General features: G+C 65.0%; 11 protein-coding genes and 1 pseudogene. 8 read left to right on the top strand and 4 right to left on the bottom strand.

Annotated elements, in window-relative coordinates:
* The 3 genes and pseudogenes from AC5RV1_RS08335 to AC5RV1_RS08325 form a co-directional block, all read left to right on the top strand.
* Positions 1-2,133 (top strand): annotated as a pseudogene (locus AC5RV1_RS08335) (DNA polymerase III subunit gamma and tau); the annotation flags it as partial.
* Between the two features lie 37 nt (positions 2,134-2,170).
* Positions 2,171-2,770 carry a recombination mediator RecR gene (gene recR, locus AC5RV1_RS08330; protein WP_493946249.1) on the top strand — a complete coding sequence of 200 codons (600 nt, stop codon included), beginning with the start codon at positions 2,171-2,173 and terminating at the stop codon, positions 2,768-2,770.
* Positions 2,771-2,783: 13 nt separating this feature from the next.
* On the top strand, positions 2,784-3,407 hold the full coding sequence (locus tag AC5RV1_RS08325; RefSeq protein ID WP_493994164.1) for a GNAT family N-acetyltransferase: 624 nt from the start codon (positions 2,784-2,786) through the stop codon (positions 3,405-3,407).
* Between the two features lie 16 nt (positions 3,408-3,423).
* Here AC5RV1_RS08325 and AC5RV1_RS08320 read toward each other — a convergent pair whose 3' ends face one another.
* Positions 3,424-4,557: an ABC transporter permease gene (locus AC5RV1_RS08320; protein WP_493994163.1), complete on the bottom strand. Its 1,134-nt coding sequence runs from the start codon at positions 4,555-4,557 to the stop codon at positions 3,424-3,426.
* A complete protein-coding gene (locus tag AC5RV1_RS08315; protein ID WP_493994162.1) occupies positions 4,554-5,519 on the bottom strand; it encodes an ABC transporter ATP-binding protein in 966 nt (321 codons plus the stop codon). Before AC5RV1_RS08315 ends, AC5RV1_RS08320 begins: the two co-directional genes overlap by 4 nt.
* 243 nt (positions 5,520-5,762) lie before the next feature.
* Between AC5RV1_RS08315 and AC5RV1_RS08310 the strand changes: the two genes are divergently transcribed.
* A complete protein-coding gene (locus AC5RV1_RS08310) occupies positions 5,763-7,121 on the top strand; it encodes an aspartate kinase (RefSeq protein WP_163166552.1) in 1,359 nt (452 codons plus the stop codon).
* A 110-nt stretch (positions 7,122-7,231) separates the two neighbouring features.
* On the opposite strand, the gene AC5RV1_RS08305 is transcribed toward AC5RV1_RS08310, so the two are convergent.
* Entirely contained in the window at positions 7,232-7,423 is a 192-nt protein-coding gene (locus AC5RV1_RS08305) for a hypothetical protein (RefSeq protein WP_305479902.1), read from the bottom strand.
* 149 nt (positions 7,424-7,572) lie between these two features.
* Positions 7,573-7,815, bottom strand: a complete 243-nt coding sequence (locus AC5RV1_RS08300; RefSeq protein ID WP_493994161.1) for a hypothetical protein — start codon at positions 7,813-7,815, stop codon at positions 7,573-7,575.
* An 80-nt stretch (positions 7,816-7,895) separates the two neighbouring features.
* Here AC5RV1_RS08300 and AC5RV1_RS08295 point away from each other — a divergent pair, with 80 nt between their 5' ends.
* From AC5RV1_RS08295 to AC5RV1_RS08280, 4 genes are read left to right on the top strand one after another with little or no spacing between them, the layout of a single operon-like run.
* Positions 7,896-8,399, top strand: a complete 504-nt coding sequence (locus AC5RV1_RS08295; protein ID WP_493946244.1) for a MarR family winged helix-turn-helix transcriptional regulator — start codon at positions 7,896-7,898, stop codon at positions 8,397-8,399.
* Positions 8,400-8,433: 34 nt separating this feature from the next.
* Positions 8,434-9,111, top strand: coding sequence for an SSI family serine proteinase inhibitor (locus tag AC5RV1_RS08290; protein ID WP_493994160.1), 678 nt, complete (start codon positions 8,434-8,436; stop codon positions 9,109-9,111).
* Complete coding sequence (locus AC5RV1_RS08285; protein ID WP_493994159.1) at positions 9,080-10,021, top strand: 3-methyladenine DNA glycosylase; 942 nt, start codon at positions 9,080-9,082, stop codon at positions 10,019-10,021. The genes AC5RV1_RS08290 and AC5RV1_RS08285 overlap by 32 nt, the downstream gene beginning before the upstream one ends.
* Complete coding sequence (locus AC5RV1_RS08280; protein WP_493946241.1) at positions 10,018-10,365, top strand: serine protease inhibitor; 348 nt, start codon at positions 10,018-10,020, stop codon at positions 10,363-10,365. The genes AC5RV1_RS08285 and AC5RV1_RS08280 overlap by 4 nt, the downstream gene beginning before the upstream one ends.
* Positions 10,366-10,407: the final 42 nt, after the last annotated feature.

Below are 10,407 nucleotides of genomic sequence, written 5' to 3'. Positions count from 1 at the left end.
CCGGAACCGGTGATGTCCGGACCTTCACGCCCCGTGCCCCCGGCCACCACTCAATCCACCACCGCCCAGCCCGCCAGCCACGAGCCCGCGGGGGCCGCAGCCGCTCCCGAGCCGGCACCTGCCTCCTCCCCGGCCCCTGCCGCAACGTTCAAGCCGGTGGACCCGGTGGACCCGGTGGAGCCGGACCATCGTGCCCAGTTGACCGCTCCCCGGGTAAGCACCAGCGACTGGCCAGTCGAGCCCGCCGCAGACTCCCGGACTGCCCGCATCGAGTCCCGTCCCGCCGTGGCACACAGGGCGGCCGCAGAAGGCCCTGCCAGCGGGACGCCGACTGCCGACAACGGGCAGGGTTCGGCTCCGGCTGCCCACAGCGCCCCTGCAGCTGGCCGGCCCGAAACGGCCCCTGCCGGATCTGTTCCCGCCGCTTCCCCTGCAGCCATGGGCGACGTGGAAGTGCTGCGTCGGGCATGGCCGGATGTCCTGCAGACGCTTTCCAAGATCAAGCGCAGCACCTGGGCACTTGTTGAACCAAACGCTCAAGTCACTGCGTTTGACGGCCACACGCTCACGCTTTCATTCACCACGACCGGACTCGCCGGCGCTTTTGGCCGGGCAGACCATTCGGAGAACCTTCGGCAGGCGATCCATAAAACTGTGGGCATTGACTGCCAGATCAATGCGGTGGCCGGCGGAAGCGCCGGCCGGGCGAGCTCTGAGCCAAACCCAAAAGCACCCGCTAGCCGGCCAGCACCGGCAACTGGTCCGGCGACTTCAGCTGATGTTGCCTGGGGACTGGCGCCTGCACCCGGGTCGGCGACGACGGATGCACCGGCGCCCTCTGCTCCGGCAAGTGCTGGCCAGGGGCAGCTACCCGGTCCAACAGCGCCACAAACCGAAGGCCCGGCCGGGAGCATCGGCTCGATTGGCGCCAGGCTCCAAGCAGGAGAAAAACGTCAGTCTGCACCAGGAAGTAGCCCTTCCCAGGTTCAGCGCGCACCCACCGCCGGCACTTCCCAGGCTGAGCCGTTGGCGGTCCCTTCAGCAACCCCCTCAGCTCAAGCTGACTCTTACAGTGGCAGCGTTGAAGACTACTCCTACTCGGATGACGACTGGGGCCCGCCCCGGGATGAAGACGTGCCACCGCTGGAAGAAGAGCCTCCCATGGAATGGGACCCTTCCGCGCGCTCCGATGTCCGCTCCGCTCCGGCCGCCGCCCCGGGTGGCATCTCCGCCGCAACCGGCTTACGCCAGCAGGGCACACATGCTGGTACGGAACCCCGCACCGAAACCGCAACTGCCAAAACTCCAACGGCCCAAGCCCCGGCCACAGACGCCTCCGATCCCTGGGCGCGTGCGATTGAGCAGGCACCGGGCGTGTGGGTTGTGGGGGAAGCCAGCAACGTGGGCAGGAACACCACTTCCGGGTTGCGCGAAAAGGAAGCAGTTGCGGCTCCGTCAGCCACGCGGTACGAGCCGGCTACCGCCCAGATTCCGCCTTCCATCCCCGTTTCCAATGCGGTGGCTTCCGTGGACGCCGAGTGGGGTTTGGCGCCAACTGCGACCCCGCCCACGAAGGCGAGTACGAGGGCGACAATTGCGGAACCGGCTACCCAGAGCCCCGTTCCCTCGGGTGCCGTTCCCTCGGGTGCGGTTCCCTCAGTCACCGCTCCCTCCGGCACTGCCCCTTCGGGCGCGGTGTCCGCAGCTAACGTCCCCGCGAGTTCCGTTCCAGTTCCGGCCCGGGAATACGCCATGGCTTCAGCCGCGGCCGCACCTGCCCACGCTGCCCCTGCGGCTTCCCCTGCTTCGGCCGCTGCCCCCGCGGCTGCCCCTGCTCCGACCACTGCCCCCGCGGCTTCCCCGGTTCCCGCCGATTTACCTGCTGCTGCCGGTAGCCGGCAAAGCCTGTATCAGCGCCTGTCCAACAGCCCGGAGGCCGAGGCGGGCCGGGCAAAAGCCCCTGCCCGGGCCGTTCCCGCGGCGGCAACCTACGTGCAGGACATCCCCAGCGCCGACGATGAGACCATTGAGGAATCCGGGGTCTTCGGCCGTGCGGCGGTGGAACGTATCCTCGGCGGGAAGCTGATCGAAGAGCGTTCCCTCGACGGAAGTCCCGTTTCACCCCGCTACTGATCCAACCACTGTCCGCCCCTAGCTAAAGAGGAAAAACGTGTACGAAGGTGCTGTCCAAGAGCTGATTGACGAGCTCGGACGCCTTCCCGGCGTGGGCCCAAAATCCGCACAGCGGCTGGCGTTCCATATCCTTGAAGCAGACCCCCAGGACATGAAGCGGCTGGTGGACGCCATCACGTCCGTCAAGGAACGGGTCAAGTTCTGCACCGTCTGCGGCAACGTCACCGAGCAGGAACAATGCAATATCTGCCGTGACCCCCGACGCGATCCGGCTGTGATCTGCGTAGTGGAGGAATCAAAAGACGTCCTCGCCGTGGAACGCACCCGTTCGTTCCGGGGCAGGTACCACGTTCTGGGCGGAGCCATTAATCCGATCGCCGGTATCGGCCCGGAGCAGTTGCGGATCCGGGAGCTCCTTACCCGGCTGAACGACGGCGCCATCCAGGAAGTGATTATTGCGACGGATCCGAACCTTGAGGGAGAAGCTACAGCCACCTACCTGGCCCGGATGCTGAAGACGATCGGGATTACCGTGACCAGGCTGGCCTCCGGGCTGCCGGTGGGCGGCGACCTCGAATACGCGGACGAGGTTACGCTGGGGCGTGCTTTCGAGGGCCGCCGCAACGCCCTGACCTGAGGATTTGGCCCACATGCTCCCGGGAGAGCCAAGGCCGCTGGTAACCCAGCGGCTCGTCCTGCGCCTGATCCATGGTTCGGACGAGGCCGCCATCCACACGTACCGGAGCGACCCTTCGGTCACCCAATACCTCTCGCACAATCCCCTTACCTCCGAGGCAAACAGGGAAAGACTGACACAGCTCCTGGCCCTGGGCGCGGCCTCCAACGGCACCTGGTTCAACTACGGCTGGGCAATTACCCTGCGGGAATCAGGAGAAGTAATTGGTGACGCGCGTACGTGGAACAGCACAGCCCTGGCCGCGACGGGTGTGCTCGCCCCCGGCAAACATCCTGCCGGGGAGGCAGCGTTGGCCTATGTCCTCAATACCGATTACCACAAACAGGGTTACGGCCGTGAGGCTGCGGCGGTGCTGGTCGAGTGGCTCTTCACGCACTGCGGAATCAGTACGGCCGTCGCGGCAGTCTACGAACCAAACTGTCCCTCCATCCGGCTCCTCCAAAGCCTTGGATTCCGGCGGGACCCCTTTCTCCCGGCAGACCAGGAAACGGCCGGCAAAGGCTTCCCCCTGCTGATGTTCAGGCTGGACAACCCGCAGCACTCATTCCCCCGCCCCGGCCGGGCCTGTCCAGAGTAGCTCAGCCAAGATTGGCTTAAGCGATACGCGTGCCCCGGGCCAGCCGGTGCGCAGGCGTACGGAGCGAACGCCAGCCAAGCCACATGAGCAACGCGGCAATCAGGAGCTGCAGGCCCAGTCCCAGCGGCCACATTGGTGTGGACTGTGCCAGGTACCGAGGCTTGACCTCCCCATTGGCGCACGGATACGTGCCCTCAGGACCGGCAAGCGCGGAGCGGGCTCCCTGGCTGATACCTTCTATCGCCCCCACTGAGGAGAAGCTGCGCTCCTGCGAGCGGTCTTTGTACGGTATGGCGTCTGCCACCACCACGTAGGGATTCATGGCCAGCAACCACGCCACCCGTTCGCTCCGCATAACCATCTGCTCCTGCAACGGCCCTGAGCAGGTGTACTCCGGTTCCACCGGCCCGCTATTTAGCGGCTCGTACGCGCGGTGCTGGGCCTGGTTCGCCAGGACCGTGCCCTGGGTAAGCCCCGCGCCCAGCCCAAAGGCAATCAGCGTGCCAACCGCCAGCCCGGCCACTGCCAGGTACGTGACCACGATGGAGAACAGCGGCCTGCCTGCGAGCGCCGAGATGCCCACACCGATGGCACACACAACCCCCACCTCAACAGCGAGCATGAGCAACGCCACCAGCACATGGCCGGGAGTCATTCCGCCCAGCGCCACTCCGATCACCAGGAACGGGGTGCTGGCCACCAGGAACGCGAGTGCTGCCGCCCATGCTGCGAAAAACTTGCCCCACAGGATTTGGCCGGGCTGAAGCAACGTCACCTGGAGGATGGCCAGCGTGCCGCCTGCGCGGTCACCGTTCACTGCGTTGGCGGAGAGCGCCGGGGCAACGAGCAACGCAAACAGCAGGACAAAGGCCAGGACCACCTCGAAGATCATGGACCCGGGCCCCGACTCGGGCGGCGGGACATAACCGGGGATTTCGCGCTGTGCGGCTTGGGATGCGTTCCAGCTGGCCCACGTCAGCCAGGTCACGAGCCCGGTGAGGACAAACCAGATGGCCAGCATGATGTACCAGCCCCGGGACCGCAGCCGCTGCTTGAGCTCCAGGACCACCACGTCCCTGACACCGGGCAGGTAGCCGCCCGTGGTTCCGTGGCTGGCCGTATGTTGCCGGTCTTCTGTCGCGTGGCTCATTGCCGTTCCCCCTCAAGGCTCATGTAAGTCTCTTCAAGGGCCCCGGAAGCGGGGGCGAAGGAACTTACCCCGACGCCGGCCAGCACCAGGTCGCGCAGCAGCCGTTCGGCGTCGTCGTCGGTTGCCAGCATCAAACTCACGGACGGACGCCGCCCGTCTTCGCGGCGGAACGCCAGCCCCAGTCCGGTGAGCCTGGCAGCAAGTGCGGCGATATCAGAGGCGGTGACTGCGTAACGGCGCCCGGCTGCGGCAGCCTCTTCGATGGTTTGACGCCGGACCGTACGGCCCTTGTTCACGAAAACCGCGCCATCGGCAATTTCGTCCAGTTCGCTCAGCACGTGGGAGGAGACCACCACGGCTTTGCCCTCTGCCGCGAGTTGCCGGAGCATGATTCGGAGCTCCACACGGGAACCCGGATCCAGCCCCGATGCGGGCTCATCGAGGAGCAGGACGGAGGGGTCATGGATCAGTGCCCGGGCAAGGCTGAGACGCTGCTGCTGCCCACGGGACAGCACCCGCGCCGGCTGGTCCGCAAGGTCGTCCAGCCGCACCCGTTCGAGCATCTCCGCGACCCTCTTCCCGATGCCTTGGGCCGGGAGCCGGTAGAAGCGGGCCATCTGGGTGAGAATTTCCCGCGCCGTCAGGGACTCCCATACGCCCAGGGTGTCCGGCATCCACCCCAATCGCCTGCGCACTTCCGCCCGGTCCCGGCGCGGATCGAGTCCGTCCACGCTGATGCTGCCGGCATCCGGTGCCAGCAACGACGCCAGCATCAGCAGCAGCGTTGTTTTCCCCGCCCCGTTCGGGCCGATCAGGGCGGTCACCTTCCCGGCCGGCGCATGGAAGTCCATGTGTTCGACGGCGCGCACCGCGCCGAAGCTGCGGCTCACAGCCCGTGCCGTTATGCCGTCGTCCGGTTCCGGCCCGTCCGCAGCCTCCGGTAATTCAGAAATCATTGCCATGTATCACGCACCTGTCCCCCACAGTCTTCTTATGCATTTTGACAGTCTGAGCGTACGCCTGCGGGGCTCCCCGGCCGGTCCTTCCCCGGGCTGAGATTCGGTCACAATTCAACGCCCGGCCTTGCACGGCGATAAACTGGAACCAGAAGTCGCGCCAACGATGGCGCTAGTTCCCAGCGTCAGGGCCAGCACAGCGTTACGGCTGTCTGGCCGGACTCCAATTGATCCAATGAAGGTACGCGCATGAGTACGCCCACTACCGAAGTGCACAACGCAACGCAGCCACAGGAGCTGCCCGTCGGCCGTGCCGTCACCAAACAGCTCATCGTGCAGAAGTTCGGTGGTTCCTCCGTGGCGGACGCAGACGGCATTAAGCGCGTGGCCAAGCGCGTGGTGGACGCCCAGGTGGCGGGCAATGAGGTGGTTGTTGTGGTCTCGGCCATGGGTGACACCACCGATGAACTCCTGGATCTCGCAGGCCAGGTAACGGACTCTGCCCCGGCCCGCGAGATGGACATGCTGCTCTCTGCCGGTGAGCGCATCTCGATGGCGCTCCTGGCCATGGCAATCAACAAACTGGGCGCCTCCGCCCAATCCTTCACGGGCTCCCAGGCCGGTATGATTACGGACGGCATCCACGGCAAAGCCAGGATCATCGACGTCGATCCCCACCGTATCCGCACTGCACTGGATAAGGGCAATATCGCCATCGTGGCGGGTTTCCAAGGCATGAGCCGGGCCACCAACGAGATCACCACCCTGGGCCGGGGCGGTTCGGACACCACGGCCGTAGCGCTGGCAGCAGCCCTCGAAGCCGACGTCTGCGAGATCTACACGGACGTGGACGGCATCTACACCGCCGATCCGCGCGTTGTCCCTTCAGCCCAGAAGATCGACACGATCTCCAGCGAGGAGATGCTGGAGCTCGCAGCCTCCGGCGCCAAGATCCTGCACCTTCGCTGCGTGGAGTACGCGCGCAGGTTCGGTGTGCCGCTGCACGTCCGCTCGTCATTCAGCCAGCACGAAGGCACCTGGGTCATTCCCAGCGCCGAAGACAAGATCACCACACAAGAGGGAGTTGCCTTGGAGCAGCCAATCATCTCCGGCGTCGCACACGACCGTTCCGAAGCCAAGGTCACCGTTGTTGGCGTTCCGGATATCCCCGGCAAAGCGGCCGCCATCTTCCAGGTCATCGCCGATGCCCATTCGAACATCGACATGATCGTGCAGAACGTTTCCACGCATGGCACCGGCCGGACGGATATCTCCTTCACACTGCCCATCGTGGAAGGTGCCGACGCCCTGACGGCCCTCCACGCAGCCCAGGACCAGATCGGCTTCGAAAGCATCGAGTACAACGAGCAGATCGGCAAGCTCTCCCTGATCGGCGCCGGCATGCGTTCCCACCCCGGGGTCTCCGCCACGTTCTTCAAGGCACTCTCGGATGCCGGGATCAACATCAACATGATCTCCACGTCAGAAATCCGCATCTCGGTTGTTACCCATGCGGACCTCCTGGATGAGGCCGTACGCGTCATCCACCGGGCCTTTGAATTGGACAGCGACAACGAAGCCACCGTCTACGGAGGCACCGGCCGCTGACCGGCGGTTCCGAAAACATAAAAATGCACTGGCCGGGGATTTCTTCCCTGACCAGTGCATTTTGTGTTTTCCGGGGGTGACCACGGCATTGCTTCCCGGCAAGGCCGACGTCAGGCCTCCTTCTCGAGGTCTTCGCGGCGTACGGCGTAGTGGTGGCCGGAGGTATCGGTCTCCACCACAAAGTGTGTGAGTTCCTCCTCCGAAGCCTGCTCGAACTCGTCATGCTTGTGCACCACCGGAAGGCTGGAGTCCAGGCGGGTGGCCGGCCCAAAGAAGAAGCGGAGCTTGTCGGTCGCGTTCATGAACCCGCTGAGTACATGCGGCACTGTTTTCCACCCCCTTTCTGCATACAGGGGAACGAAGAGCCAATCCCAAGAACGGCAGCTGCTCCTCGCGGAGTCAGTGCCCTTATTTTACGCCCGGGCGCCATAAAAGGCTCCGGGTTCCAATCTCAGCGGAGGGACTTGTCGCCGGGGTTCCTGGGCACCACATAGGTGCTGCCGTCCGGCCGGGTGACCGTTTCCCACTGCTGGGTTTCAGCCTCGCGCTGGGCCAGGAGCCTGCGGTTTTCCGCTGTCATGTCGTGCATGAGGGAGGACCGGTTTGCAGGACCGAAGATGGCACGCAGCTTGCCGGTTGCCCGCATGAAGCGCTGCGAGGCGTTTTCCTTGCCCTCTGAGCTGGCCTTACCCATGAACTGGCTCCTTCCAGTGATCCCTTTTTCTTATCCACAGTGTACGCTAATAATTAGTGCCCTAACAATTGGAGGCCCCGATGACCACTGCATCCAGCACTTCCACCCCAGCGAGGACTGCAACCGCCGGCGTAGACGTCCCGGAGGACAACGATCTGCTGCTTGAGCACCAGCTCTGCTTCGCCCTGACCGTCGCGTCACGCAGCGTGGTGGGTGCGTACAAACCCGTGCTTGAGAAGCTGAACCTCACCCACCCGCAATACCTGGTTATGCTGTGCCTCTGGGAATCCAGCCCGCGCACCGTCCGCAACATCAGCGATGCCTTGGCACAGGAACCGGCCACCATCTCGCCCTTGCTGCGGCGGCTTGAAGCGTCAGGGCTCATTTCACGACGGCGGGTGGACGGCAACGAGCGCGCCCTCGCCGTCGGTCTCACTCCCGAAGGAGCGTCCCTTCGACAGGAGGCCCTCAATGTACCCGGAACCATGATGGAACGCCTGGGCCTGACCCGAAACCAGGTCAGTGAACTGCACGCGTCCATGATGGGACTCATTGCAGCCACCTCCCAAGGCCGGCACTCTTAGCCAGCCCTCAGGACCGCGGCAGTAGAATGGCATCATGACGGACTTGCCACAGCGCCGGCTCAATATGCATTCACGGGACACAGTGCATGTGATGCGCCCAGCGGGTTGTCCCCGCCCAAGGCGTCCTAAAGCCACCATGCACTTCCGCATCGCGGCGCTGTTGTTCGTGGCGGCACTGCTGCCCGCCTGCACCCCGGACGGGGGCGGGGAAAGTCCTACCGGTGACGCCTCAGCCTCGCCCTCGGCCTCCGTTTCCTCGACGGCATCGCCAGGTTCGCCTGCCCCTTCGGGCAGCGCCGACCCTGAGGCTGAGACTTCCGTGCCCGCGCCGGCCCCCGAGCCTGCTGCGCCGTCATCAGGCCCCGGGCAGGGCAACGCCGAACTGGCCATCGCCTTCAAGCCGTCCGCCGGCGAGTCCGAGGTCCACTACACCCTGGTCTGCGTCGACGGTAGGCCTGACGCAGAAAGCAACCATCCCGCTGCAGACGCTGCCTGCTCCGCCCTGAAGGAAAACGCGGCGCTGCTGAGCCCCTCTCCGAAACGGGCTGACCAGGTCTGCACGGAGCAGTACGGCGGGCCGCAGGAAGCTACCGTTACCGGCGTAGTGGACGGGATTTCTGTTGATGCTGCCTTTACCCGCACCAACGGTTGCGAAATCAGCGCCTGGGATGCTGCGAAGGATGTACTTGGTGCTACTGGTGGAGCGGCTTAACGTCCTGGCGGCCGACGAGTGGCGGGCCAGGGAAGAAGCCCACCAGCAGCGGATTAGCCGCTACGCGGACCCGTACCTTGCCCGCCGGTCAGCCGGAGAAAAGCATCCGGTGGAGGATTTCCTCTTTACCTACTACACCCAGAAACCGGGCCAGCTCCGCCGCTGGCACCCGGGCGCCGGCGTCGTTCTTCTGGGCCGGGAAGCAGCGGACCGCCGCGGGTGGAAACACTATCGGACGCTCGACGACGGCGAACTTGCCTTCCTCGGGCTGCCGCCGGGAAGCCCCGCGGTCACCATGGACCGGGACGCGTTTCTCGCCGACCGCAAGGATGCCGTCGCCTTCGCCGCGATCATCCTGCGCGGCACTGCCACCCGCCCTGCGCAGTTTGGCTGCTTCGGGCTCCATGAATGGGCAATGGTCTACCACCAGGACCGGTTCGACCTGCGCCACGAGTATCTGCAGCTGCGCCTCGGGTCGGCCGGGACGGACAAGGTGGTGGAGGACAACCGGATCCGCTGCAGCCACTTTGATGCCTTCCGTTTCTACACCCCTGACGCGATTCCGCTGAACGAACTGGCACCCAGCCGGGAAACCCAGCGGCACCTTGAACAGCCTGGCTGCCTGCACGCCAACATGGACCTGTATAAATGGGCGTACAAGCTGCTGCCCGCCCTGCCCAGTGAGCTGGTGATGGACTGCTTTGAGCTGTCGTGGCGGATCCGGGCCATGGACATGCAGGCTTCCCCCTACGACCTGGTGGAGTGGGGCTACCCCGCCATCCCCATCGAAACCCCGCAGGGCAAGGCTGCCTATGTGGAGCACCAGCGGTCCTTTGCAGCCGAGGCAGCAGGACTCCGGGAAAAGCTGGCCCTGGAACTGGCCGCCTTGTCCGGGGGCGGACAGCCATGATCGACCTGACCATCCGGCTGCGGGAAAGCCCCGACGCCGGCGAGCACGAATTCCACTTGGTGGCCGACGGCGGGCGTCCTTCCACTGAAAGCACAGTGCCGGACCCTGAGGCTGCGCTGGCCGCGGTGGAACGCTACGGCGAGGATATCTTCTTTCCCAAACCGGGCCCTCCGAAGCTGTGCACGCAGCAATATGGTGGACCGCAGGTCGCCGTGGTGACAGGGACGTTTCACGGCCGCTCAGTTGAAGCGGTCTTCACGCGGACGGACGGATGCGAAATCTCGCGCTGGAAGACAATGGCTTCTTTGCTGGGTAACGTCAGTGGAGCTTCCGGCGCCATCTAAGGCAACGCCGTCTGCCCGAGGAAAAAGCCGGAAAAGCAGGAT

It is taken from the genome of Arthrobacter sp. Hb9-2, assembly GCF_059091165.1.
Note: the sequence above shows the minus strand (reverse complement) of the source record. Positions and strands in the feature narration are given on the sequence as shown.

Excerpts from the sequence above, each read along its gene's own strand:
- AC5RV1_RS08290 (WP_493994160.1), top strand. The coding sequence starts at position 8,434 with ATGACGGACTTGCCACAGCGCCGGCTCAATATGCATTCACGGGACACA.
- AC5RV1_RS08280 (WP_493946241.1), top strand. The coding sequence starts at position 10,018 with ATGATCGACCTGACCATCCGGCTGCGGGAAAGCCCCGACGCCGGCGAG.
- AC5RV1_RS08285 (WP_493994159.1), top strand. The coding sequence starts at position 9,080 with ATGTACTTGGTGCTACTGGTGGAGCGGCTTAACGTCCTGGCGGCCGAC.
- AC5RV1_RS08325 (WP_493994164.1), top strand. The coding sequence starts at position 2,784 with ATGCTCCCGGGAGAGCCAAGGCCGCTGGTAACCCAGCGGCTCGTCCTG.
- AC5RV1_RS08300 (WP_493994161.1), bottom strand. The coding sequence starts at position 7,815 with ATGGGTAAGGCCAGCTCAGAGGGCAAGGAAAACGCCTCGCAGCGCTTC.
- AC5RV1_RS08315 (WP_493994162.1), bottom strand. The coding sequence starts at position 5,519 with ATGGCAATGATTTCTGAATTACCGGAGGCTGCGGACGGGCCGGAACCG.
- AC5RV1_RS08295 (WP_493946244.1), top strand. The coding sequence starts at position 7,896 with ATGACCACTGCATCCAGCACTTCCACCCCAGCGAGGACTGCAACCGCC.
- AC5RV1_RS08305 (WP_305479902.1), bottom strand. The coding sequence starts at position 7,423 with ATGAACGCGACCGACAAGCTCCGCTTCTTCTTTGGGCCGGCCACCCGC.
- AC5RV1_RS08320 (WP_493994163.1), bottom strand. The coding sequence starts at position 4,557 with ATGAGCCACGCGACAGAAGACCGGCAACATACGGCCAGCCACGGAACC.
- AC5RV1_RS08310 (WP_163166552.1), top strand. The coding sequence starts at position 5,763 with ATGAGTACGCCCACTACCGAAGTGCACAACGCAACGCAGCCACAGGAG.